The sequence below is a fragment of the Fischerella thermalis PCC 7521 genome (assembly GCF_000317225.1).
Taxonomy (GTDB): Bacteria; Cyanobacteriota; Cyanobacteriia; order Cyanobacteriales; family Nostocaceae; genus Fischerella; species Fischerella thermalis.
On sequence record NZ_AJLL01000051.1, the window covers coordinates 17856 to 42625 of the forward strand.

The 24770-nt window shown below is 40.2% G+C and carries 26 protein-coding genes; 11 read left to right on the forward strand and 15 right to left on the reverse strand.

Features of this window, described 5'->3' with window-relative positions:
• Nucleotides 1-314: 314 nt before the first annotated feature.
• From UYK_RS0111420 to UYK_RS0111430, 3 genes are all read right to left on the reverse strand, one after another.
• Nucleotides 315-1052 (reverse strand): hypothetical protein, encoded by a 738-nt coding sequence (locus UYK_RS0111420; protein WP_016871436.1) that lies wholly within the window; start codon nt 1050-1052, stop codon nt 315-317.
• Nucleotides 1053-1483: 431 nt separating this feature from the next.
• A complete protein-coding gene (locus UYK_RS0111425; RefSeq protein ID WP_016871437.1) occupies nt 1484-2566 on the reverse strand; it encodes an ABC transporter ATP-binding protein in 1083 nt (360 codons plus the stop codon).
• 128 nt (nt 2567-2694) lie between these two features.
• Complete coding sequence (locus UYK_RS0111430) at nt 2695-3579, reverse strand: carbohydrate ABC transporter permease (protein WP_009460065.1); 885 nt, start codon at nt 3577-3579, stop codon at nt 2695-2697.
• 395 nt (nt 3580-3974) lie between these two features.
• On the opposite strand from UYK_RS0111430, the gene UYK_RS0111435 reads away from it, so the two are divergent.
• The 4 genes from UYK_RS0111435 to UYK_RS0111450 all read left to right on the forward strand — a co-directional run bounded on the left by UYK_RS0111435 (nt 3975) and on the right by UYK_RS0111450 (nt 9677).
• Nucleotides 3975-4925, forward strand: coding sequence for an ABC transporter ATP-binding protein (locus UYK_RS0111435; protein WP_009460063.1), 951 nt, complete (start codon nt 3975-3977; stop codon nt 4923-4925).
• A 129-nt stretch (nt 4926-5054) separates the two neighbouring features.
• Nucleotides 5055-6968: an ABC transporter permease subunit gene (locus tag UYK_RS0111440; RefSeq protein WP_026086442.1), complete on the forward strand. Its 1914-nt coding sequence runs from the start codon at nt 5055-5057 to the stop codon at nt 6966-6968.
• Between the two features lie 436 nt (nt 6969-7404).
• A complete protein-coding gene (locus UYK_RS0111445; RefSeq protein WP_009460060.1) occupies nt 7405-8571 on the forward strand; it encodes an FIST signal transduction protein in 1167 nt (388 codons plus the stop codon).
• A gap of 8 nt (nt 8572-8579) precedes the next feature.
• Nucleotides 8580-9677, forward strand: a complete 1098-nt coding sequence (locus UYK_RS0111450; RefSeq protein WP_016871439.1) for a sensor histidine kinase — start codon at nt 8580-8582, stop codon at nt 9675-9677.
• A 233-nt stretch (nt 9678-9910) separates the two neighbouring features.
• Here UYK_RS0111450 and UYK_RS0111455 read toward each other — a convergent pair whose 3' ends face one another.
• Together UYK_RS0111455 and UYK_RS0111460 are read right to left on the reverse strand one after the other, a co-directional pair.
• The gene (locus UYK_RS0111455; RefSeq protein ID WP_009460058.1) at nt 9911-10792 is read right to left on the reverse strand and encodes a succinate--CoA ligase subunit alpha; all 882 of its coding nucleotides are present in this window, start codon (nt 10790-10792) and stop codon (nt 9911-9913) included.
• Between the two features lie 197 nt (nt 10793-10989).
• Complete coding sequence (locus UYK_RS0111460; protein WP_009460057.1) at nt 10990-12222, reverse strand: succinate--CoA ligase subunit beta; 1233 nt, start codon at nt 12220-12222, stop codon at nt 10990-10992.
• Nucleotides 12223-13079: 857 nt separating this feature from the next.
• Between UYK_RS0111460 and UYK_RS0111465 the strand changes: the two genes are divergently transcribed.
• On the forward strand, nt 13080-14843 hold the full coding sequence (locus tag UYK_RS0111465) for a hypothetical protein (protein ID WP_009460056.1): 1764 nt from the start codon (nt 13080-13082) through the stop codon (nt 14841-14843).
• Nucleotides 14844-14927: 84 nt separating this feature from the next.
• On the opposite strand, the gene UYK_RS0111470 is transcribed toward UYK_RS0111465, so the two are convergent.
• Complete coding sequence (locus tag UYK_RS0111470; RefSeq protein WP_009460055.1) at nt 14928-15704, reverse strand: ABC transporter permease; 777 nt, start codon at nt 15702-15704, stop codon at nt 14928-14930.
• 486 nt (nt 15705-16190) lie between these two features.
• Between UYK_RS0111470 and UYK_RS0111475 the strand changes: the two genes are divergently transcribed.
• Nucleotides 16191-17315, forward strand: coding sequence for a DegT/DnrJ/EryC1/StrS family aminotransferase (locus tag UYK_RS0111475; RefSeq protein WP_009460054.1), 1125 nt, complete (start codon nt 16191-16193; stop codon nt 17313-17315).
• 72 nt (nt 17316-17387) lie between these two features.
• Here UYK_RS0111475 and UYK_RS0111480 read toward each other — a convergent pair whose 3' ends face one another.
• Nucleotides 17388-18131 (reverse strand): DUF561 domain-containing protein, encoded by a 744-nt coding sequence (locus UYK_RS0111480; RefSeq protein ID WP_009460053.1) that lies wholly within the window; start codon nt 18129-18131, stop codon nt 17388-17390.
• Nucleotides 18132-18367: 236 nt separating this feature from the next.
• On the opposite strand from UYK_RS0111480, the gene UYK_RS26730 reads away from it, so the two are divergent.
• The gene (locus UYK_RS26730; RefSeq protein WP_009460052.1) at nt 18368-18499 is read left to right on the forward strand and encodes a hypothetical protein; all 132 of its coding nucleotides are present in this window, start codon (nt 18368-18370) and stop codon (nt 18497-18499) included.
• Nucleotides 18500-18667: 168 nt separating this feature from the next.
• Here UYK_RS26730 and UYK_RS0111485 read toward each other — a convergent pair whose 3' ends face one another.
• The 6 genes from UYK_RS0111485 to UYK_RS0111500 form a co-directional block, all read right to left on the reverse strand.
• Nucleotides 18668-18787 carry a photosystem II reaction center protein J gene (locus UYK_RS0111485; protein WP_016871440.1) on the reverse strand — a complete coding sequence of 40 codons (120 nt, stop codon included), beginning with the start codon at nt 18785-18787 and terminating at the stop codon, nt 18668-18670.
• Nucleotides 18788-18901: 114 nt separating this feature from the next.
• The gene (psbL, locus tag UYK_RS25030; RefSeq protein ID WP_010997988.1) at nt 18902-19021 is read right to left on the reverse strand and encodes a photosystem II reaction center protein PsbL; all 120 of its coding nucleotides are present in this window, start codon (nt 19019-19021) and stop codon (nt 18902-18904) included.
• Nucleotides 19022-19030: 9 nt separating this feature from the next.
• Entirely contained in the window at nt 19031-19162 is a 132-nt protein-coding gene (gene psbF / locus UYK_RS24175) for a cytochrome b559 subunit beta (RefSeq protein ID WP_009460051.1), read from the reverse strand.
• Between the two features lie 9 nt (nt 19163-19171).
• Nucleotides 19172-19420, reverse strand: coding sequence for a cytochrome b559 subunit alpha (gene psbE, locus UYK_RS0111490; RefSeq protein WP_009460050.1), 249 nt, complete (start codon nt 19418-19420; stop codon nt 19172-19174).
• A gap of 241 nt (nt 19421-19661) precedes the next feature.
• Entirely contained in the window at nt 19662-20672 is a 1011-nt protein-coding gene (locus tag UYK_RS0111495; protein ID WP_009460049.1) for a photosynthesis system II assembly factor Ycf48, read from the reverse strand.
• A 136-nt stretch (nt 20673-20808) separates the two neighbouring features.
• On the reverse strand, nt 20809-21144 hold the full coding sequence (locus UYK_RS0111500; protein WP_009460048.1) for a rubredoxin: 336 nt from the start codon (nt 21142-21144) through the stop codon (nt 20809-20811).
• A gap of 194 nt (nt 21145-21338) precedes the next feature.
• On the opposite strand from UYK_RS0111500, the gene ndhC reads away from it, so the two are divergent.
• Genes ndhC through UYK_RS27250 form a run of 4 tightly spaced genes read left to right on the forward strand, consistent with a single transcriptional unit; the run spans nt 21339 to nt 23115 of the window.
• The gene (ndhC, locus tag UYK_RS0111505) at nt 21339-21701 is read left to right on the forward strand and encodes a photosynthetic/respiratory NAD(P)H-quinone oxidoreductase subunit C (RefSeq protein WP_009460047.1); all 363 of its coding nucleotides are present in this window, start codon (nt 21339-21341) and stop codon (nt 21699-21701) included.
• Nucleotides 21692-22438: an NADH dehydrogenase subunit K gene (locus UYK_RS0111510; protein ID WP_009460046.1), complete on the forward strand. Its 747-nt coding sequence runs from the start codon at nt 21692-21694 to the stop codon at nt 22436-22438. The genes ndhC and UYK_RS0111510 overlap by 10 nt, the downstream gene beginning before the upstream one ends.
• Complete coding sequence (locus UYK_RS24180) at nt 22431-22958, forward strand: NAD(P)H-quinone oxidoreductase subunit J (RefSeq protein ID WP_009460045.1); 528 nt, start codon at nt 22431-22433, stop codon at nt 22956-22958. Before UYK_RS0111510 ends, UYK_RS24180 begins: the two co-directional genes overlap by 8 nt.
• Nucleotides 22959-22974: 16 nt before the next feature.
• Entirely contained in the window at nt 22975-23115 is a 141-nt protein-coding gene (locus UYK_RS27250) for a hypothetical protein (protein WP_235182325.1), read from the forward strand.
• A gap of 369 nt (nt 23116-23484) precedes the next feature.
• Here the strand turns inward: UYK_RS27250 and UYK_RS0111520 are convergent, their stop codons facing one another.
• Both UYK_RS0111520 and UYK_RS0111525 read right to left on the reverse strand, forming a co-directional pair.
• On the reverse strand, nt 23485-23727 hold the full coding sequence (locus UYK_RS0111520; protein ID WP_009460044.1) for a hypothetical protein: 243 nt from the start codon (nt 23725-23727) through the stop codon (nt 23485-23487).
• 193 nt (nt 23728-23920) lie between these two features.
• Nucleotides 23921-24460 carry a phosphate-starvation-inducible PsiE family protein gene (locus UYK_RS0111525; protein WP_016871441.1) on the reverse strand — a complete coding sequence of 180 codons (540 nt, stop codon included), beginning with the start codon at nt 24458-24460 and terminating at the stop codon, nt 23921-23923.
• Between the last annotated feature and the right edge of the window lie 310 nt (nt 24461-24770).

The window sequence follows — 24770 nt, forward strand, 5'->3', positions numbered from 1 at the left end:
CTAAATTTTTTCTGATATCATGTTCGCTTGAATACTTATACTGTCGCGTAGGCTGGTAATTGGTAATGGGTAATTGGTAATAGGTAATAAAGATACCGACTAATCATTTTTCCATGCCCAATGCTCAATACCCAACAACTAAGCATAATATCATAAGCAATTAGCCGAACTTGATATTAGTTAATTTGAATGATTACAATTTTCCAATTAAAATGAGGACACAGGTGTATGTGTCCTCAATAACTTTATGAACGAACAAAAATTAACTAAGTTGCCCAGAAATAGGAGCTTTTTTAAACGGTAAAATTGCAAGTTTAAATTGAACTTGGCAAGCGTAAATTAAAAGCGATCGCATCTAGATACGGTTCAAAAACAGCCAAATTTTCTATCTTATCGAACTTACCTGTTTGCGAAGCCGGGTCAAAAGCAGTAGCCATAACATAAAGTGCTTTGCCATCAAAAGTAACATAACCTAGATGTTGTTCTTGCACTCCACCTTGGCGCTTTAAACCGACAAAACCATAACGGAGTCCAGGGAGTTTACCAACCTGTACTTGTTGAGATGGATAGCTTGAAAAAGTGATGCGATCGCCATAACTACCTTGACGATCTTTCTCTAATCCAGCGTAGTATTCATTAACCCAAGCATTGAGTGCTGATAATAGCTGAGTTTGGTATTGGGGATTTTGGTAATCTATTTTTTGACTGGGATCAATACCAACTTGAGTGAGCATCTTCTGAAAATTCGGCTGTTTTTCCAGTGGGTAAATTAGCATCTCTACCGTACCAACACGTTCTCCATTTGCAGAGATACATAGTAGAGGTGCATTACCATCACAAGGTGCAACTTGCCAATCTTTGGGGCTAGGAGTTTTCTGGGCAAGATTTTTCCAAATATTGTTTCCATTAGGGCTAGAAGTCGTAGTTGGAGATGTTTGCACTACTGTTGGAGAATCACTATTTTTAGAAGAGCCAGAACCAGTAACCTTGAATCCTAATGGCACTAAAACCAACAAAGCTACACCGATGATTACATGATAAAGTCGCAGCATTTTGACACAAGGAGTATATCAATAGTTACAAAATAAAAGTAACAATAAAATATTGAGATCGGTAAGGGATAATCAAAAAAAGCTAACGAATACTAAAGATGAGAATGTACAGTGATTAAATAAACACAATATAAGAAAGTTTGTAGTGAGGACTGTAGCCATAACTACACACTTTCCAAAGAGCTGAAACCATTGCTAGAACATGAAAATCAGGGATTGCACATAATTTTACTTCATATACAAAATACCGCAGTGGAAAACAGCGAATAGAGTTTGGTTTGTATGATTATTCATCTGATAAAATCTCTGAAATTCAAAAATTCACTAATTTAGCTTAGATATCGATGATGTGGATGTGGGTGAAGAGAATATTAATAATTTGATAGTGGTTAATTGTTTACTCCTCATACTCCCCACCTCCTCCCTAATTGTCACTCACTCTTCCTAACCAGCGAATCTCCCGACTCTACATCAAACCAATGAATATTTTCATGCGGTAATGCTAGCGTCATCTCCTCGTTACTTATATTTTGGTCTGGGGGTAACAAAGCACGTACTGTCAAAGGTTCTGTTTGGGAAGCAATACTGACACTCACCAAATTGTGCATTCCCAAGTTTTCTACTAAAAACACACGACCTTTAATAATGTTTGTATCTCTATCTTGAGGAATGCGGACGTGTTCTGGACGAATTCCTAAGACTATTTGTGGTGGTACTGTGGGAATATCAGGTAAGGGAATTTGAAAACCACCCAGTATTGCGTGGTGTCCCTGGCAAGGTAGGGTAAGCAAATTCATTTGCGGACTGCCCACAAAACCCGCTACAAATAGATTTGCTGGATGATTGTATATGCGTGCAGGTGGATCTAGTTGCTGCACATAGCCGTTATTAAGGACAGCAACTTTGGTTGAAAGCGTCATCGCTTCTGTTTGATCATGGGTGACATAAACCACTGGTACTTGTTGGGCAGCAAATATTTGCTTGATATCAGCGCGGACTCTTTCCCTTAATAGTGCATCTAAATTACTCAGGGGTTCATCTAATAAATATACTTGGGCATTACGTACTAATGCCCGACCGACTGCAACCCGCTGTCTTTGTCCTCCAGATAATTGCCCAGGTTTACGCTGCAATAATTCTTCTAAGCCGAGAATTTCTGCGACCTCAGCAACTCGCTGTTTTATTTTGCCATGGGGAACTTTTTTCAATTTCAGTCCAGAGGCGAGGTTTTCGTACACCGTCATATGGGGATAAAGGGCATAGCTTTGAAATACCATCGCCATATTGCGATCGCCAGGGCGCTTAAAGGTTATATCTTCGTTCCCAAGGATAATGTGACCGCGAGTGACTTCTTCCAATCCTGCAATCATTCTCAAAGTTGTAGACTTACCACAGCCACTCGGTCCAAGCAAAGTGAGAAATTCATTATCATCTACGGTTAAACTGATGTCTTTGACTGGGACAACTTTAGGTGAGTAGGTTTTATTGAGGTTTTTTAATTCTAGGGTTGCCATGATAATGGGGATCGGGAATTGAGGATTGGAAGGGAGACATGGGAGACAAGGGAGACGGCGTAAACGCAGTGAAGAAGGAAACTAACAACAAACCTTCCCGTGTCCTCCCTGTCCCCTTCTGCTCCCCATTAGCCTTTCACTGCACCAGCCGTCAAACCTTGGACAATTTTGCGTTGGAAAAACAAAACCAGTAAAACTAAGGGAAGTGTGCCAACTACAGTAGCAGCAGCAATTGGGCCGTAGGGAATTTCAAAGGTTGATGCCCCACTAAGTTGGGCAGCTGCCACAGGAATTGTTTTCATGTCTTCACGAGTAATGAAGGTCAGGGCAAAAATAAACTCATTCCAAGCAAAAATAAATGTCAGAATTCCAGTGGTTACTAAGGCTGGAATTGTCATAGGCAATAAGATTTGGATGAGCATCTGCCAAGTGTTATAACCATCTATTTTGGCAGAATCTTCTAAATCTTTTGGTAATTGTAAGAAAAAGCTACGTAACACCAAAATAGTTAACGGTAAATTAATAGCTGTATAAGGAATAATTAGTGCCAGATAATTATTACCCAAACGCAACACTTGCACTATTTCTAACAACCCTTGGAATAATAAAATACCGGGAAATAAAGTCACAATTAAAACACTTGCCAAGATAAATTGATTACCTCGAGGGCGTAACCTTGCCAAAGCATAGGCAGCAGGCGCGCCAATGGCTAAAGCAAAAGCTGTAGAGATAAAAGATACAAAAGCACTGTTTAATATGTAACGCCAAAAAGGACGACGACTAAATAAATCAATGTAATGATTCAGTGTTAAGCGTGTAGGAAAATAAACTGTGGGTACTTGGGAAATATCCTGATTCACCTTAAAAGAAGTCAGAATTTGCCACATGATCGGTGCTAAACAGAAAATCACCACTAAAGTGATCGCAATCCAAAGTAAAATGTGTTTTCTAGAATTCTTTGTTCTAGTTTTGTGTTGGGGATTGCTAATAAATTCTTCGCCAATAGCAGTCATAAAAGTAGTTAGTGGTTGTTTGTTGGTTGTTTTAGAGACGTGCTATGGCGCGTCTCTACAGTGGTTAGTGTTTGATTAATTATGTATCAAAATAGAAGAGTGTGACAGCAGTGTGATCGCTTTCTGGTAGCGTTGGGATAAGCGATGAACAATATCTTTGACTTCGTTTTCAAGAGCAATTTTGGTTGGTTCAGGATGAATTGATGCCAATTCATCGGTGTCTTCAAAAGCAACGATAAAGTATCAATTAAAACCTCAAAGTATCAATTTTTATGGTAAAACTTGGTACTAATATCAAGTTTGTGTAAAGACAGTTTCAATTTCCGAAACGAAGCTGACAAAAGCTGTAGGAAGAGGCTAGCTTATTTGGTAATCGCAAGCGGCACTCAGCAGCTATGGTAAAAGAATTAGCAATTCGCACCAATGGACTGACGAAGCAATTTGACAGGCACGTTGCCGTTAATAATGTTGATTTAGAAATTTATGCAGGTGAAGTATATGGCTTAATTGGCCCCAATGGTGCAGGCAAAACTACTCTCATCCGGATGTTAGCAGCAGCAGAAGAACCGACTACGGGTGAGATTTATATTAATGGCGATCGCTTATTACGTGATCAAAGTAACCCCACTCTCAAACGTCGCCTTGGTTACTTACCTGATGACTATCCTTTGTATGAGGAACTGACAGTCTGGGATTACCTAGATTATTTTGCTCGTCTGTATCGTTTGCGAGAACCACGTCGGACAAAACGTTTGCACGAGGTTTTAGAACTAATACAGCTGGGGAATAAACGCAATAGCTTAATTGCCACTTTGTCACGAGGGATGAAGCAGCGCCTCAGTTTGGCACGGACAGTCATTCATGAACCGATTTTGCTGCTGTTAGATGAACCTGTTTCGGGACTAGATCCGATTGCGAGGATGCAATTTCGAGAAATCATCAAAGTCCTGCAAGAAGCGGGAATGACAATACTAATTTCCTCCCATGTTCTCAGCGATTTAGCAGAATTATGCACTTCGGTGGGAATCATGGAACTCGGTTATTTAGTGGAAAGTGCATCACTACAACAACTCTATCAACGTCTTGCCCGCCAGCAAATTGTCATCTCCACTTTAGGAAAACAAGAAGAATTATTAGCAGAACTAAAGAATAATCCTTGTGTGCAACAGTGGGAAATCATAAGTGTTAAAAACAGCGTGCGGGTGAATTTTTCTGGTAAACAGGAAGACTGTGCTGATTTATTGCGATCGCTTATCCAAGCAAACATTCCTGTTAGTGAATTTCACTGCACTCAAGAAGACTTAGAAACTATTTTCCTCAAGCTTGGTCATAAACAAGCATCTTAGTCAAAAGTTAGTAGTTAGTAGTTAGTGGTTAGTGGTTAGTTGTGGATTGTTGATTGTTTAGCATTTCCTCCTTGTCTCCCTTGTTCCCTCTTTCCCCGATACCCAATTCCCATTTTGGAGTTCTCACCTATGATGCTCAATTTTATGGACAAAATAGGCGACTGGAATCCGCAATTACTGCGGGAAATTAAAGGTCGTCTGAAAGTTTTTCCTGTCGCGATCGCCTGCATTACATCCTTAGTTGGTCAGTTGATATTGTTCTTGTACCAATTACGGGAAATACCAGGTGAAAAATATCAAATGTCTGGAAATTATTGTCGTATAGGAGAAACTTATAAACAACAAATCAATGAGATTTATCCGCAGATTAACAAACTACAACAGCAATTATCTATATTAGGCAAATCTAAAAATTATGATGCATCAGCAATTCAATCTCTAACACAACAAATAGATCAACTCAAGACCCAAGAAAGGAACATCAATAATATTCTGTACAATCAACACTGCCCACTTAACCAAATCGACATGCAGGAGTGGTGGCGGGATCATTGGGAATATATATTCCTATCACTAACTGTAATTTTTGTTTTTACACTATTAGTTGCAGGTACTTATTTACTGATTAATAACTTAGCTCAAGAAGAAAACCGGGGTACATTAAATTTCCTGCGTCTTAGTCCGCAGTCAGAAACAACTATTTTGACTGGGAAAATGCTAGGAGTTCCAATTTTAATTTATCTAGCAGTTGCAGTTGCTATTCCTTTTCATTTATTATCAGGTCGTGCTGCCAACATTGCTTTTAGTCACATTTTAAGTTTTTATGTGATTTTGGCGGCTAGTTGTTTCTTTTTCTATAGCGCTGCACTATTATTTGGATTTTTGAGCCGTTTCTTTAGTGGATTTCAACCTTGGTTAGGCTGTGGTACAGTTCTAATTTTCTTATTCGTGACAATGCAATTTGCATCTTCTGGCCCACATCTAGATCATGCAGCTGCTTGGTTGAGACTGTTCAGTCCTTTTGATATGACTGCTTATTTGTTTCCCAATTTATTCCGCAGATATAATTGGCAATTATTAGAACAAATACAATTTTTCTACTTGCCTGTGGGCAAAAGTTTGATTGGTTTGCTGGTTTTGAATTTAGTTAATTATGGCTTGTGGAGTTACTGGGTTTGGCATGGATTAAAGCGTCGCTTTCGTAACCCAAATTCTACGATGCTAAGTAAGGGTCAAAGTTATTTGCTCGTTACTTATTTGCAACTTCTTCTTTGGGGATTTACTCTCCAATCTACCAAAAATTATTATCCTTTCTACCCCAGTGGTACATCTGCTACTGCTTATTCCGATTTAAACTATCAAGTAACACAAAACTTTGCTTATATAGTGTTTTTTAACTTGCTGTTACTGTTCGGTTTAATTGCCATTCTTTCACCCCATCGGCAAGCAGTGCAAGATTGGGCTAGGTATCGACACCAAAATATTTCTCGACGTCAAGGATTCTGGCAGAATTATTTATTACAAGATTTAATTTGGGGTGAAAAAAGTCCCGCTCTCGTCACATTAGCAATTAATCTTGTAATTGTTACTATTCCGTTAGTAATTTGGATTTTAGTTGCACTTTCTTTGAAAACGAATAATAACAATAGCTTGGACTGGTTAGTTAACGAAGTTGGGCGCTTCAAAGCAATTTTAGGTGTGGTATTGTTTGTCTGCATGATGATGATTTATGCCACCATCACGCAAATCATGCTTATGATGAAAAATTCCAAACGTTCTGTTTGGGGAATTGGAACTGTCGCCGCAGCAATGTTTTTACCACCCACGTTTTTAGGAATGCTGAGTCTTCATCCAGAGACATATTCTACTTTATGGTTGCTTTCTAGTTTTCCTTGGGCGGGTCTAGAATATGCGACAACTACGACAGTTTTTGTAGCTCTTTTAGGTGAGTTGAGTGTTTTAGTATTGTTAAATTTGCAATTGAAACGTCAAATCAAAATAGCAGGAGAATCTGCGACAAAAGCTTTGCTAGCAACAAGCTAATTTGCATCGGTCTTGGTTTTATTCCATTTTAATGGACTTTAGCTATTAGCCCGAAACTTCAGTTCTGGGCGCTTCTTTAAATTAAACGCAGATTCACTAGATTCTACCACGATGTTAATTGTAATTCCTATTCAAGGAATCATATATCTTGCTTTGAGTCGGGGACTAAAGTTCCGGCTGAAAGCTAAAACTTGTTAAAACGAGTTGAAACCTTCTGATAGTTTAGTTAGCTTGAGTTAACTTAAGCTATCAGCCCTAAACTAAAGTTTAGGGCTAATGTTAGAGCTAATAATTGCACAGTTGCAAGATATGCATATACCAATATCTTTGTATATTGATTAACTCAGACAAAATTTTGCTTATTGTTAATTTCAACTTAAACATGGGAATTCTAATGATGAAAGCTTAGAAACTCTTGTTTTAGATAAAATTAACAATGCTCAAGTCTGTTGTTGGTCACAGTGATGATCCAGAATCCCAAAGTGCGATCGCAGAAGTCATAGAACAATGTCTCAATCAATTGGCAGGTGCAATACCTCAAGCAGGTATGCTGTTTGCAGCAATTGATTTTGACCATGCTCTTATTCTCAAGCACATCAACCAAGTATTTCCAGGAATTGATTTAATTGGTTGCACTACAGACGGTGAAATTTCCTCTACTCTTGGCTTTCAACAAGATTCGCTCACACTGATACTTTTCTGTTCCGATACAGTCAAAATTGCCGCTGGAATTGGTTATGGAGTTTGTCAACGTCCCATAGCTGCGGCTGAACAAGCAGTCAGACAAGCAACCGAAAAAAGTGGTGCAGTCCCGAAGTTATGCGTTTCTGTACCGGCTAGCTACCTCGAAGATGGCTCCACAACCAGCGGAGAAGAAATTCTCAGAGGGTTAAAAATAGCTTTAGGTGATGAGGTTCCCATTATTGGAGGTACAGCCGGGGATCAATTTCGATTCCAAAAAACCTATCAATTTTTTCAATCTCAAGTATTGACTGATGCCCTACCAATTTTAATTTTTTGTGGGGATATCCACTTTTCCTATGGAATTGCTTGTGGTTGGAAACCGATTGGTCGCAAGAGTATTGTCACTAAATCTGCTGGAACGGTTTTGTATGAGGTGGATGGTGAGCCAGCTCTAGAATTTTACAAACGTTATTTAGGCGATAGACGACCAACCGCTGAACATCCATTAGCTGTTTATCAAGGAGATAGCAACCGTTACTATATGCGAGTGCCAAATACCTATGATCTCGCATCCGGAAGTATTAATTTTCTAGGAGATATCCCCGAACAAGCTATTATTCAAGTCACCGATATTAGCCGAGATGAAGTGATTGCAGCTGCTAAAACTTCATTTCAAACAGCTTTGGAACATTACCCTGGAACTGTACCACAAGTGATTTTACTTTTCTCGTGTTGCTGTCGTCGTTGGTTATTAGGTACAAGAGCAAAAGAAGAGTATCAACTTGTTAAACAAGCACTTCCAGAGGATATTCCTATTTGTGGATTTTATACCTATGGTGAGTTTGCACCACTTGAACCACAGGGTTCTACCTACTACCACCAAGAAACCTTTGTGACATTGCTTTTGGGAACAAGGTAACAAGGTGTATGGAATCCACCAACTATGGGAGCAGAATTAAAGACTTAGAAAAACGTGTGCGTACTCTCCAAAAGAAACTGGAACGTTCTGAGGTAGATCGACGACAACTTGAAGATGCGAGTGAACAGAGAGAAGCAATTCTCAAAAATGTGATTCGAGAATTAGAGCAGTCAAAATTTGCTTTAGAAAGAAGGGGACAAGAACTAGAGACAGCACTGGACAATCTCAAAGCACTGCAATTGAAACTGATTGAATCTGAGAAAATGTCTGCTCTCGGAGTTATGGTTGCTGGTATTGCTCATGAAATCAACAACCCTGTTAGTTTTATCTACGGCAACTTAACTCATGCTAATACATATTTACAAGATTTACTCCAACTAGTACGGCTTTATCAACACTATTATCCAGAACCACCGCCTGTAATTCAACAAACAATTGAAACAATTGATCTGGAATTTCTCCAGCAAGATGCACAAGAGTTATTCCAGTCTATGAATATTGGAGCCGAACGTATTGCTGAGATTGTCAAATCATTACGCAACTTTTCTCGCCTAGATGAAGCTGATCTGAAAATAGTCAATATTCATGAAGGTATTGATAATACTTTGGTAATTCTGAATAATCGTTTGAAATCCACTGCGCAATTTCCTCATGGTATTAAAGTAATTCGAGACTATGGACAATTGCCGTCAGTTGAATGTTATCCCGGAAAATTAAATCAAGTGTTTATGAATATCCTAAGCAATGCAATTGATGCTTTGGAAGAAGAAAAAATCAAGGCTATACAGACAGAAAAAGAAGATTTTGTTTATCTTCCATGCATTAATATTTGTACTGAATTACTCAATAATTACTGGGCAGTAATTCGTATTGCTGACAATGGAGCAGGAATAAATGATGATGTCCGAGCAAAAATTTTTGATCCATTTTTTACAACTAAAGAAGTAGGAAGAGGAACAGGTCTAGGCTTATCAATAAGCTATCAAATTGTCGTTAATCAACACAGGGGGAAATTAGAGTGCTACTCTACACCTGGAGAAGGATCTGAATTTGTAATTCAAATTCCTGTTAGACAGAATAATACTAGATCAGTAGATAGTGAATAGTTATCAAAAAAGTAATTGATCACTGGTAATTGGTAAACAAGAATCAACAACCACCTAATATTATGAGAATTAGTAGCGTGTCAAGACTAAAGTTTGCTATAAATCTCTTCTTCTTTCTGGTGCGTTTTCTCTTGCCTCATGCAGTTTATTAATGCACTGTTTTAAGGCAGTCACGCCACTACAAGAATTTTATTTTTACTAATAACCAGTAACCATTGATAATTGACCATTGACTATTTGATTACCTTCTTAACTAATTCTGGAATCATAGAAGGACGTTCTGCTACTGGGACTTTGACTTGTGAAAATGCAGCTAATTTGCTTTTTGCTGTACCAAAATCTGGATGACGTCCAATTACTGCTGCTAGTGTTCCTGTCTGACGCCAGTGTCTGGCTGGTGGTGCATGTGTACCCGCAATATAGGCAACTACTGGTTTATCAATGGCTTCAGCAATGTAACGCGCAGCTGCTTCTTCTCGACCACCACCCGGTTGACCAACTAATACAATCGCCTCTGTGGAATCATCTTCGTCAAAAATTTGCAGCCATTGGATAAATGATGAACCAACGATCGCATCACTACCAATACTGACACTGATTGATTGTCCTAGACCAGCTGTAGTTAGTTCTCTAGCTACTTCATAAGTAAGGGTAGTGCTACGACTGAGGATTCCTACCTGACCAGGTGTATAAAATTCACTTGGTTGAGTACCTAAAAGAATTCGACCAGGTACAATAATGCCGGGGCTATTGGGTCCTACTACCAGTGTTTCTGTTGCTTCGGCTTTACGTAGCAACCGCACCATATCTGATGGTGGTACACCAGGAGAAATGATCATTATTTGATGAATACCAGATGCGATCGCTTCCAATGCCGCATCTAAAACTTCGTAAGGATGTACACAGATAATTGTAGTATCAATTACTCCATATCTATCTACCACTTCTTCCACTAGATCAAATACTGGTAGACCATAGATTTTTTGACCACCACATCCAGGATTTACCCCTGCTATCAAATTCGTACCATAAGCTATCATTTGACCCACATGAGTAGCTGAAATAAATTCACCGAAGCCTTGGATTATAACTTTGCTGTCTGGCGTTAAGTTCATAAAAAGCACGTTTCTAAAAGGCAGGAGGCTGAAGCAAAAACCCCATAAATCTATATTAGGGGTGTGATATTAAGTCCGGCTGATCATCTACGATTAAGATCTCTCCGTGTTTTTGTTTCTCCGTGCCAGAGCGTTTGTTGCTGAGCAAACTGAATCTATTTTGCCTCACATGCTACCTAAAGTTGGTGTAAAGAGGATCAAAACCTTCTGTGAGCAGTAGCTTTGGCAAGATTAACTGCTTGTGTTACTGCTTCATCTAAATTTTCTACTACCACTATAGATGCATCACTAGGAACTTTTAATGTTGTTAAATATTTTCTGGCTGCATTAAATTCAGAACCAGCAAGACGAACTACTAAGCGTGGTAAGTTGGTTTCGCGACGGCTTTTGTTTCCGTTAGAACGTAAAGTTTGTGTTTTGGCTTCATTTTTATTATGCTGCACAAAATTAGCAATTACTTCAGTGACTTCTTCGCTTTGAGGTACACTACCTAAAAAATTGATCAGTATGACTTGAATACTTTTATCAACAGCTAAAATATCTAAAGCTTTATCTAAGCGATCGCGAAAAGTACTTGGTAAAGTATCAGTGGGGAAAGCGTGACGCAAATTCAAACAAATACCTGGTTTGCCACCCGCATTCACTACTAAATCCAAAGTAGCCAATACCGAACCCGTACCATTACCTAGAATACCTATTTTACCATGTAGTTCTACCGCGTCCCACTCACTCAATCTCTTGTTAAACTCTGCACTACTATGACGATTAGCCGTTTTTCTTGCCATCTCAACAATATCCGGATGACGAGCGATCGCTCTTTCATTGACGCTAACGCTACCATTGAGAGCCATCACTTGACCAGAAGCATCCACCCCTAGAGGATTAATTTCTACCAAATCTAAATCTTTTTCTATAAATAGCTGGTACATTTTCTCAACTATTTTACTTACCGTCTGCATTAACGCACCTTGTAAACCCATTTTTAAAGCTAGGCGTCGTGCATAAAACGGTGAAAATTCCTGTTCTACGACTACATGTTGCATTTTTTTGCCAGCAGATTCCCAATCAATATCTGCTTCTTTACAACCCAAAAGTATCGGTCTACAAACAGCAGTATCTAAAACTACCGCTAAAAAAAATTCTTGTTCGGCATTATACTTAGCTTCTGCTAACAATACTTCTGGTAATTCACCCAGAATTGGTAAATTAAAAATATTTTGTGCAGCGGCTATAGCATCTATAGTTGTTTCAGCAAACCGGACTCCACCTGCTTTTGCCCGTTCTCCTGCATGTACTTGGGATTTCAGAACAATTGGGTAGCGAATTTTTAATCTTTTTAAATCCGTGGGATGATCAATTTTTTGGGAAGGCAATACAGGAATGCCTATTGTCCGAAACCACTCTTTGACTTGATACTCTAGTAATTCCATTGACACACCTTGTCTCTAGCCATTTTTGGTTGATTGCAGCGCTTTTGTGTTAATCGTCTATATAATAATTATTTTTCTCTCACTAATTCTATCCAATTCAGTAACTCAGGTAGTTTTATAGCTTTTGTTACTAGCTCCTACTAATTTGATAACAAGTAATTAACTGTATCAGTAATTCTTCTTATATTTATGGGAACCAGCATTTTTGTCAGCAAATTTTGATACATTAGTACAAATATATTTTTCATGTTAGAGAAAATCTTGATTTAAGTGATTATAATCTTTAGCTTTTGAATATATATCAGAGAAAACACGAAGAAGCAATAGACTTTAGAGAGAGATTAAGCACCATTTTTGTTTGTTACTTTCATGTTTCTTCTTAATTCTAATTATTGCTGAATTAAAATGATTGTATAAATATTGATTGAAATAAGAAGAAATTATAAACTGCATACATCAGAATACATTAAAAAACTAAAAAAGCTAAAATTTTATTTTTATCAATTTTGATTACTAATTAATAGAATTGTTGATTTTTATAGCCATCAAACAATTCTGAATTTTCGATTGATTCCATAGATAAATATCGTGGGTCACACCCTGCTTATAATTATTGGTCATCAGAAATAATTCCTCGTGAAAATATCTACTCTCTTGTACTTAGTCTCCAGTCACTAGTTGATATTTTCACCTAAACCTTAACTTTTGATGAAATTGAAAAAATTGTGCTAAAAAAATGGTCTCTCGTATTGCAAGGCTGGGGGTCATGAAACTGTGTATCTACATTCCAAAAATCAAATAAGTTCTTTTGACACCCTGGAAAATAATTCAGACTATATAAATCAAAGGGATGACCTATGCAAGTAGCAGTCATAGAAGAAGATTTACAGTTTATAGCGCAAATTTTGCAAGAACAGCTACGGGCCGAAATTCCATCAGGTGAATTTTTCCAAGTAAAGTGTGCTGTCAAAAATGATCAGCTGATGATTCTAGTTCAACATCCACAAGGTGTAAGCGCTGATACCGACAATATTTTTGCTGTACTTGAGGAAGCACTGCGATCGCTACTTAACCAACACGGACAGCGAGTGGAAATCTTTCTCAGAATCACAGGGGTCAAATTGCCTTATGCTAAATATTCTCTGGTTTTGCAAGGCTTGGAAGCGAAGGTAGACCAAGCAGTAGGGGAAGAGGAAAAGATAGATAATTCTTCTCCATTCACCACTTCTGATTCGTTGGTCGATGACCAGTCCCCTACAAACACCCCAAACGAACCAGAGGATCAGCTATTTGACCCAATGGCAGATGCGCCGGATTTGTCTTTTTACACAACAATCAAGTCAAGGCGTCCGATAAAGCCGATTGTGTTGGGTGTAGCTGTGACAGGAATTGCAGTTTTAGGCGCTGCTGCTTACTTGTTGACTCGTCCTTGTGTGATGTTTGAATGTAAAGAAATCCAAACGGCTGAGAATTTACAAAAATCATGGCAACGCCAGATACAAAATGCCAAGTCTGAATCAGAATTAATTAAAGTGCAACAGCAACTTGTGGAAGCAACCTTAGCACTAAAAAAGATTCCTGGTTATTCCCCACGTTACCAAGAAGCTGAGACACTGGCGACTAATTTATCTAGGAAATCAGAAACTATTAACAAAGTCGTCAAAGCCTTCGGTGCAGCTTCATTGGCGACAAAAAAAAGTCAAACTCCAGCCAATAGTCTAGAAGAACTAAAAGCTAGGCAAAAATTGTGGCGACAAGCGATCGCACCATTAGAAACAATCAGTGCCAATAATGAACTTTATGGGTTAGTACAGCCAAGATTAGGAATATATCGTGCCAAATTGCGGACTGTAAATCAGCAATTACAACTAGAAGATAAATGGTTAAAAAAAATAACAGCTGCTAAAAATGTAGCAAATGCCGCCACAAAACAAGAAACTACAGCTAAAACCTTATCAGAATTACAAAAAGTCCAATCCACCTGGCAAGTAGCAATTAATGCCTTGAGTATTATTCCCAAAACTAGCTCTGTATACTCACAAGCACAACAGCTACTGATAGAGTATAAACCCAAACTCGTAGCTGCACGCGATCGCGCCACCCAACAACTACTAGCAGCCAAAACCTACAAACAAGCCATTGAAAACGCAGAACAAGCCAAACGTTACGAAAAACAAAACCAATGGCAAGCAGCAGTAACCTACTGGAACCAAGCTTTAAGTGCTGCGAAACAGGTCAAAGAAGATAGTTTGTACTACATCCAGGCTCAAACTTTGATCCAACCTTATTCGACATCCCTCAAACAAGCAGAAGCAAAACTCCAAGTTGCTAACTCTTTACAACAAACTCGCGCTGACCTAGAAAATACTTGTTCTGGCGCAATTCGCGTTTGTAATTTCACCATTACCGACCGAGAAATCATCGTTCGGATGACTCCTGAGTATGAACAAGCACTCAACAGCAACTTAAATCAGGGCAATCAAAGTACTGTAGCTAATATTACTAGCCATTTAGAAAGCCTACAGCAAGCCCTGGATGTCATTAGTGATAATGCTAACTTGGCTGTGATTGTTTTTGATGCCCAAGGTAGTCAAATTCATGGACATGTGCCAGGAGGGTGAAAACAATTAAAAATTAAAAATTAAAAATTTTAGGATGAAGATGGGGGAGTGTAGTAAGCCCCCTAATCCCCACCCCCCACTCCCTCATCTAACCAACTGCGCGGCGGAGTTAAAAAACAGCCGACTCAATCCCCTAGTTAACAAAATGATTGTCAGCAAGTTGGCAAAGGCAGTCATGAACATAATTACAATTTGGTAGGAAGCAGCATCAAGAGCATTCACACCGCTTAATATCTGTCCAGCAACAAATCCTGGTATTGTCACTAAACCAATAATCATCATTTGGTTGACAGTAGGAATTAAACCAGCACGAATGGCGTCTTTACGATACTGAGCGATCGCCTGCTGGGGAGTTGCACCTAAACTTAAATGAGTTTCGATTTCGATGTGACTATTATTGATGGTATTGACGAGACGTTCTCCAGCGATCGCAGCTGCATTCATCGCATTACCCAATATTATTCCCGCCAAAGGAATTACATACTGTGGTTCATACCATCTATTTGGCTGAATAATCACAAAATTAGTATAAAGTATAGCCACAATTGTACTAAGTAAAATTGAACCCCACACCAGAGGCAGAACTTGCGGTATTTTTTGAGTGATGCGATTTCGTGCGACAATCGCCGTAATTGTCAGCAATAATACTAAAAACCCCAAAACTGCCCAAGCATTGTCAAAAGCAAAGATGAAATCTAAAACGTATCCTAATACCGCTAGTTGTAGGATAGTTCTCCCAGTCGCCAGAACTAAGTTGAGTTCTAGTCCGAGATTTTCCCAAACAGACAAACCAATGACTATAGCCATCAATGCTGTAGCACTAGCCAAATCGACCAAATCTAATTTAATCAGTTCTTGCATAGTTATGTCGTTGATGGTTGGTAGGGGCGAAGCATTTGTATGAGTATCTTGGTTAAAAACTATAGATCTTCAATACAAATGCTACCCTTCAGTAAGCCGCTTCGCGTCTACGCCCGTACAGTAGTTGGTGGTTGATTGTGCCAAACACCAAACAACAAGCAACAATCAACACACAACAACCCACGGGAACTTTGATTACATGTATTGGCTCTTGTGTTGGTGTATATTACCTTTTACCCTAACAAATTGATGCCTTCAACAATTTTAAATTCCAAATGCAAAACTCAACTCAGGGTTTAGCAAGTAACGGCAAACATTTCAAGAGTTATACATTTTATTGGCAAGTTCTAAAACACGGCAATAATTACAGTAAAAACTCTTGAATAAAACGTATTATAGAGAACATATCAATAGCAACAATTAGTTCACAAGTTCTCTGGATAAAAATTTAGTGATGGCATCTATATTGACATAACTTATAAACTCATGGTTCAAAGTCAAAATTCCATCCCTGCATTTGATATCAAACAGCAATATGCCTCCATTGAAGCAGAAGTGAGTACTGCGGTTTTAGAGGTTTTGACATCTGGTCGTTATATTGGTGGACCAGTGGTTGAAAGCTTCGAGCAACAGTTTGCTGCCTATAATGGTGTCAATGAATGTGTAGTTTGTAATTCTGGTACAGATGCACTTTATTTAGCGCTAAGGGCTTTTAATATTGGTGCAGACGATGAGGTAATTACAACACCTTTCACTTTTATCGCCACATCTGAGGTGATTAATGCTGTAGGGGCAAAACCAGTGTTTGTTGATATCGATGCAACCACTTTTAATTTAGATTTAGAACAACTCGCAGCAGCCATCACACCAAAAACTAAAGCCATTATCCCAGTTCACTTATTTGGACAACCTGTCGATATGACTGCATTGATGAGTATTGCCAATACTCACAATCTCATAGTCATTGAAGATTGCGCCCAATCTACAGGCGCAACTTGGAATAGCCAAAGAGTAGGTAGTATAGGACATATCGGCTGTTTTAGTTTCTACCCTACCAAAAATCTCGGTGGTTGCGGCGATGGCGGAGCGATAACGACTAATGACCCAGAAATTGCTGCTAAATTAAGGGTATTAAAAGAGCATGGTCAAAAAAATCGCTACATTCACGAAGAGATAGGTGTGAACAGCCGTTTGGATGCCATCCAAGCGGCTATTTTACAGATCAAGCTGCGTTATTTAGATGTCTGGAATCAAAAAAGGCAGGCGATCGCATTCCGTTACCAACAATTTCTCAATCAAGTTCCCGGCATAATTCCACCACAAGAATTAAATGGTGGCAAAGGAGTTTGGAACCAATACACGATTCGCGTACTGAACAACAAAAGAGACTGGGTACGAAATCAATTGCAAGAACGGGGCGTAAATACCATGATTTACTATCCCCGTCCTCTACACTTACAACCAGTTTACGAAAGTTTGAACTATCAACCAGGGCAGCTACCAGTATCCGAACAAGCATCCCAGGAGGTTTTATCCTTACCCATGTTCCCAGAACTTTCCGAGGAACAACAAGATCAGGTGATTTATAGCCTCAAGGATTGTTTGGCGTAGGGGATAGGGGATCGGGGACGACTTGGGGGACGAACCAGACAAGGGAGAACATCTCCACTCCCCATCACCCCATCACCCCATCACCTCTACACTGGTTCCCAAAGCCTCTACCAAACCACGAACAGCCGCAATCATTGCGATTTCACTGTTGAGTTGGTTGATGGCAGAACCGACACCAACACCAGCAGCACCAGCAGCGATCGCTAAGGGTGCAGTGACGTTAGAAATCCCAGAAGCACAAAGTACTGGTACAGATACCACACGAGCAATTTCGTAAGCTGCTGCCAATGTGGGAGCCGCTTTTTCAATCAAACCCAATGTTCCAGCATGAGTGGGGTTGCTGCTAGTACCACCTTCGGTTTGAATGATATCAGCACCAGCTTTCACCAATTCCTCAGCCAGTTGTACCTGTGCGTCCAGTGTCAGAATGTGAGGAACTGTCACAGAGAGCGTGATTTCTGGTAGCAAGGCGCGGGTTTGGCCAGTTAATGCCAAAACTTCCTCAGCCTCAAATCTACGACCTTGAGCGTAGAAAGCATCAAAATTTCCAATTTCAATTAAATCCGCACCAGCAGCTATAGCTGGCAAGAACTTTTCCGGTTCTACCGCAGATACACAAATAGGTAGATTAGTCAATGTTTTGGCTAATTTTACTAAGTCAGGTGCAGCAGCGATATCAACAAAAGTAGCACCACCGTGGTGTGCTGCTTTCACAGTTGCCGCCACACGGACAGGATCAAAATTATTCAAACCGCTGATAACTTTGAGGGCACAACGGTTAGCAAATGCACGTTGGAGAGTTGGATGCATAGTCATGGTTTCTCTCGCAAATAATCAAAGTAGGAATATTTTGACATTCTTTAGTGTCTTTAGGAATCTGGGATTGGCGATCGCTTTCAAGATCAGGTTTTTAGAAGTTCACCAGTGAGTAGTCAACATATGTTTACAATTAGCTTTTCTGTGTTAAAAATCTTTAGAATTTACAAATTTAAGCGGAGAATTGCAGTAAGCTCATTTTGAATTGTAGTGTGCATTTAAAAGGAATCTTTACTATGGCTTCACTTTTGGCTTCATACCCTGCTTCATTTTTGTCTCCTATTCTTGTCTACAGTATTGGTTGGATTGTACCAATTGTCGTTTTCTCCTTTATGCTGATCTACATTGAGCGCGAGGATATTGCCTAAATTTGTTGTTAGTTGGTAGTTGTTAGTTGTTTGGAAAAACTAACAAGTAACAATCAACATTATAAAAATTAATACCGCCTATCTCTTGGAGACGGGCGGTTTTTTAATTCTGATTTCTAAACCAATTGCTAGAAAAGTCCGGCTTTTAGTATTAGGTTCATCTCAATTTTAGACAGCAGAACCTAGTCCGGCGTAGGCTCCATAGAAGAAAATACCTACAACAGTAATAACACCTAATCCTGCGATTGTAGCAACAATCCACAGAGGAATTCTCCCACTTCCAGACACTGTTTTCTCCTCCCTAAACGCAAAATCAACACAGATTAATTCAGTTATCAGTTATCAGTTATCAGTTTTATATCTTTAGATAACTGTTCACTGATTAAATAGCAACTGTTCCAGTTAGTTAAAGAAGTAACTGGAAAACAGAATCCCTAGAACAAAAACGAGTAGGAGTCCCAGGTAAAGTGAAGTCCGGTTCAGTTCAACCGGTTGATTGTTGGGGTTGGGGGTTCTTTCCATGATTTTCTCTTAGCGTTGAATAAACTGCATTGCGGCGATCGCGCCCAAAAAGAAAACAGTAGGCACAGCTAGGGTGTGAACTGCCAGCCATCTGACGGTAAAAATTGGGTATTGTATCGGTTGATTATCAGTTGTATTCATAATTTCAAACTACTTGCCAATAAATTCTTCAACTTGTTGTTTTGCTTCATAACGGTTATTCACAATCGGCAATTCTTGCCGTGGTTGTGGATAATACTCGTTAGGGCGAGGTGTGCCAAACACATCGTATGCCAAACCTGTGCTGACGAATAACCAACCTGCAATAAACAATGCTGGAATGGTAATGCTATGAATTACCCAATAGCGAACGCTGGTAATAATATCCGAAAACGGACGTTCTCCAGTACTTCCTGACATTTAGATTCCTACCTGTCTTTTCAAAGATGTTTTAACGCGTAGACTTCTTAGTTTTACCTAAGTACACTACATCTCATCTGGATGTTTGCCCCCAGACGGGACTACTACACACTCGCCCGATTGGGTTCGTGTCTATTTAGATTTTTTACATGAATTCATTATCCTATAAAGTTAAGAAAGAGTTACATCTTGCAACTTCTTTCTCAGAAATTAAGCAATGAATTCGTAAAGTTTTGTTACACTAAGCGGCATCAGATTTAGAAGCAGTTGCAATATCTGGTTGATACTTTAGTAAATAACCGCGATCGCCAATTACAAATCCCTGCTCAGGTGAAAAGAAAACTATCTTATAAAAATTAGCAGGAATTCCTTCTACATCCCGATCTTTTTCCCAGGTTTTGCCACCATCAGAACTGCGTAACAAATTACCGCTACCACCACTAACCCAAATTTCATCTGGTGTGCGATAGGCCATATCAAGTAAGCCCCAACTGGTAGCTAGTTCTGGATTTTGTGGCTCTAGCCATTTTTCACCGTCAGCAGTTTCGCTGAACTGGATCTGGCCTCCCCGCGCTAGCATCCACAAACGCCCATTTTCATCAAAGCCCATATTCTCTACCCGTCGAGAACTATTGCGGTTGTGAGGAACCCATGCATTTTGCCCTGGTTCCCAAGTCGAGTAGAAATTTCCTTTGGCGGAAACAGCAACATATTTACCGTCAGCAGAACGTTCCAGATTGCGAACCACACCGACTGCTTCTTCTACTTGGGCTTTCCAATTTTGACCACCATCTGTGGTTTTGTATATTGCTCCCACATCGGTTGCCATTTCTGCGGAATTTGCTCCTTGGGCAATAATACTAATCGGATTCCCAGGTAACTTTTCACTTAGAGGAATTCGCAACCACGATTTACCTTCATCAGTACTATGCAGCAACAGAGCTGGTTCACCAACAATCCAGCCTTCTTGACCTTTAAAACTGACAGAGTTAAAGCGGTACTTGTCCTCATCTAATTGCAGTTTGATTGGTTGCCAAGTTTCACCACCGTCTTTGGTTTCCAAAAGAGTAGCGTTACTGCCTACCAAGAAACCATGCTGGGGATTGCCAGTAAAAGCAATGTCTAACAATTTGGCATCTGTGTCTACAGAAATTACCTCCCAAGGGTTGTAACTTGTAGAGGGAACCTTACTACAACCGACACATATTAGAACAACTGCAAATAGGGCAATTAGTTTGTGCCAAATTTTCATTCTTGAACGCATTTGTATTTATTAGTTTTTTGTAAATTTAGTTTATGCTTACTGAGTGAGGGGAAACAGCGCTAGTTTCCCCTAGAAAAAAGTGAGAGTCTGCCTTTGGGCATTGCCCCCATCTTAAAAACGCGCCCTATTGTAAGCCATAAAGACTGAGGAAAAACAAGACAGCAAGAGCTAAACCCCCAAAAATCAGAATACTTTTCTGAGTGGGGGTCAAGTTATTGACACCGAAACCATAACCGAGATTTTCTTGGAAGCCAGAAGCTTTACCCGCAGGGCCGACATTGGTAAAAGCGTTCTTCTTGGCACTACAAACCGGACAACGCCAAGTTAGCGGCAGTTCAGCAAAAGGTGTGCCTGGGGCAATGTCATGTTTTTCGTCCCCTTTGGTAGGTTCGTAAACATAACCGCAGGCACGACACTCATAGCGGTCTAAAAGCGGATTTTCAACAGCTTGTTCGCTCATGGCTGTGGCATGGGTGAGGGTCAAAGCTTAAATATACGTTAAAAATTATGACATAACTGTTAGGTTTTTCTATAACAAGCAAAAACGAATCAAATAAACTCTGAGTCTGTTTTCCAAAACTCAGAAATACTAAAAATATATAATGTAAAAGAAAGTAACAGGTTATTTCCACCTATACACGGTAGATATTCATTGTGTTTGTCCTCAGCGGTTACGAGTACCTCCTAGGCTTCCTCATTATCTGTAGCTTAGTGCCTGCCTTAGCTCTGGCGGCATCTAAGTTACTGCGACCCAGTGGGCGCAATCCAGAACGGCGCACCACTTACGAATCCGGCATGGAACCAATTGGTGGAGCTTGGATTCAGTTCAATATTCGCTATTACATGTTTGCGCTAGTGTTTGTAGTATTTGACGTAGAGACGGTGTTCTTGTATCCTTGGGCAGTTGCTTTCCATCGTCTTGGTCTACTGGCATTCATAGAAGCGCTTATCTTCATTGCAATTCTTGTAGTTGCTTTAGTTTACGCATGGCGTAAAGGAGCCTTGGAATGGTCTTAGATGCTAACTTAACAGCCAAAGATTTGGAACAGCAGCAAAAAGAGCGTATTCTCAACCCCATTGGGCGTGCGACAGTGACTCAGGAACTGTCGGAAAACGTGATTTTAACTACGGTTGATGACCTCTACAACTGGGCACGTCTTTCTAGTCTTTGGCCTTTGTTGTTTGGTACAGCTTGCTGCTTTATTGAATTTGCAGCATTGATTGGTTCTCGCTTTGACTTCGATCGCTTTGGACTTATCCCTCGTTCTAGTCCCCGACAAGCTGACTTAATTATTACAGCCGGAACAATCACGATGAAGATGGCACCCCAACTGGTGCGTCTGTATGAACAAATGCCAGAACCTAAGTACGTAATTGCGATGGGAGCTTGTACGATTACTGGCGGGATGTTTAGCGTTGATTCCCCGACAGCAGTACGTGGAGTTGATAAACTGATTCCGGTGGATGTATACCTGCCTGGTTGTCCGCCACGCCCAGAAGCGATTATCGATGCAATTATTAAGTTACGCAAGAAAATCGCTAATGATTCCATGCAAGAGCGGGGCGTAATTAAGCAAACTCACCGCTACTACAGTACGACTCATAGCATGAAACCAGTGTCACAAATACACACTGGTGAGTATTTGCTCTCTGATACTCGTGTTGCACCACCGAAGGAATTGAGCGAAGCGATCGGTATGCCTGTACCACCTGCTTTGTTAACAGAGAAAAAGGAGGAGGTAAACCGTGGCTGAAGAATCAAAACCTGTACCAGCGCAGGAACAATCTCCAGTTATCGCAGCAGGTAAAGTTTCCCAGTGGTTGACGGAAAACGGCTTTGCCAACGAACCTTTGCAACCTGATGTCAACGGTGTAGAAATTATTAAGGTAGAAGCAGATTTCTTGTTGCCAACTTGCACTGCTTTGTATGCCTACGGATTTAATTATCTCCAGTTTCAAGGTGGGATTGATTTAGGTCCTGGACAGGAATTAGTCAGCGCCTATCACTTGATTAAAGTCAGTGATAATGCTGATAAACCAGAGGAAGTGCGTATCAAAGTTTTCTTGCCACGAGAAAATCCGAGAGTGCCTTCAGTTTACTGGATTTGGAAGACAGCTGACTGGCAAGAGCGCGAGTCTTACGATATGTTCGGGATTGTTTATGAAGGACACCCGAATTTGAAGCGAATTTTAATGCCAGAAGATTGGGTAGGTTGGCCCTTACGTAAGGATTACGTTTCGCCTGATTTTTACGAGTTGCAAGACGCTTACTAGTAGTGAATAGCATCTCATGCTGTTGACCCCCTTCTCCGTAGGTGGAGAGGGGGGTGGTTTTTTGTCACGCAAAGGAACGCGGAGGTACGCAGAGTGCGATCGCTCGGCTAAGATAGGTAACGATGCAAATGTTCAAATGTCATTGGTTAAGGCGTAATGTTGCAATCACACTGAGAATTAAGCGTAAAATCTTGGAAATATTTCGTGAAGAAATGGGTTCACACTTTAACTGCTAGTTCATCCCATTTGGCGCCCAGTTTTCATTATGGCGTTGCTGAATCAAGATATGACCAGACGTAGAGACGTAGCAATGCTACGTCTCTACAAAAATGTATGCACACATAATTCATGACCAAATTCAGCAACGCCTCTCATTATCATAAACGGAGTGTAGAACAAATTGCCCAGGCTCCAGATTTAACCGTAGAGCAAGTCCGACAAGCAGCAGGTAATCAATCTAACAAACAGCAAAGCGATCGCTTGTTCCTCTACAAACTTAGAAAGCGATCGCTTCATACCGCCAAACCTACATCTTACCTTTTTGCATTACTTCCTGAAGATGGCGGCGGATCTCTTGTGCTTGCTCGATGTCAGACTGACGCAGTTTTTGGAACAATTCTACACAAGGCTGAGAACCAGCTTGTTGTGCATCTTGGATATAGGTGTCGTAAGCCTTAATTGCTTGGCCTTTATTGTGTAAAACGGTCAAAAAGTCGTACTCTAGGTCGCTAATAGGATTTTGAGATTGTCTTTCTCTAGTTTGAGTCATTGATTCACCCTCCTTTAGGCTTTCTATATTCACTTCTACTTGCCCTGAAAGAGGTGTTCATCTGTCCAGAGGTGGGGAGATGGGGGAAAGTGGACAAGTGTGTAGACGCGCTTTCGTGACTTCCCGCAGGGTGGAGTGGGGGGAGTCAAGATATTCTCCCTTGTCCTCCTTGTCTCCCGTCTTCCCGTTGTCCTTATCTCCTTTTTTGCATCGACGCGGGTCGCTCAAATTCACACTCTTTTTGCAGTTGATTATCCTCAAAGTAGACAATCGGACAAGATTTTGTATTAGCACTAATGCAATCCATATGCGGTGTTTTAGCACACACTATTAGTAACCCGCCAAGAATTAACAATAAGGCACAAATTGACGCACCTTGAATCCAAGAAATTTCCAACGCTCCATGCACAACTACTTCTCGGAGTACTGATACAATCGTAACTTCAACTGCCACACCTACAGCAATGCTGTGTTCCTGTAAGTAAATTATTAACAATCGAAATAATTCCACCAAAATCAAGATGAATAGGATTTTGGCTGTCACTTGTTTATATTCTAGTTGTTGTGTGAGGGCAATAAATATCGACCATAGTTGCATCAGCATGACGCCAAACAAGCTTAAACACAAGATAATCACAATCAAATCTTGGAAAGCTTCCATATTACGGACTATCCAGTGTCGATCAAACCAGCGATCGCAAAACAAAAATTGACTTTTGGGGCGCTTTCTCATGAAATTTCCATTTTGTTATTGGGACAACTGTTGACACACCAGCCAGTCCACCCAATACTCTTATTTTGGCAGAACAGGGGATTAACGGGGACAAGGAGAATACGGGAGACAAAACAATTCAAAACTCACGTATTGCCAACAGAGACAAAGAAGACAAGGGGGACAAGATAAATATCACACTCCCCCCACTCCACCCTACGGGAAGTCGCGCAAAGCCCGTCTACACACTCCCCCATCACCCTACTTCCACCCATATACCCTCAATTAATAAAGCTTTGTGATAATATGGGAGACTGCTGCATAAATTTAG